Below are 317 nucleotides of genomic sequence, written 5' to 3'. Positions count from 1 at the left end.
GGGTCGTATGTGCCGCGACTGTCATTTGAATAACGCACGTCCTCAGCGGCAATAGCGGTCTGCGCCGTCATTCGTGTAATGACAGCGTTTCTGATTTCTGTGAGGGTCATTTGTGGGCCTGAATCACACCATTAAACGAGACGGCATAGACGCCTGTTGGCGCCTGCGTTGAGTGGCCATTCTCCAGAGGCACGGAGTAAGGCAGGTTCGACTGGATGTAAATCACCGAGTAGGCTGGCGCCTGGTCAATGATATTTTTGCCATTAAGAAACGTCATTGTCCCGCGCGGATCGGGTTCGGTCGGGACGGAATGATTA

At 53.3% G+C, this 317-nt stretch carries 2 pseudogenes; both read right to left on the bottom strand.

Annotated features, from left to right (window positions below):
- A pseudogene (locus ACSIPU_RS30880) lies at positions 1–110 on the bottom strand (phage tail terminator-like protein); the annotation flags it as partial.
- Positions 107–317, bottom strand: a pseudogene (locus ACSIPU_RS30875) (hypothetical protein); the annotation flags it as partial. The pseudogenes ACSIPU_RS30875 and ACSIPU_RS30880, both read right to left, overlap by 4 nt.

It is taken from the genome of Klebsiella sp. HN106, from assembly GCF_051209435.1.
Taxonomy (GTDB): domain Bacteria; phylum Pseudomonadota; class Gammaproteobacteria; order Enterobacterales; family Enterobacteriaceae; genus Klebsiella; species Klebsiella oxytoca.
The sequence above is the reverse complement of the archived record's forward strand: the minus strand, read 5'-3'. Positions and strand labels throughout refer to the sequence as shown.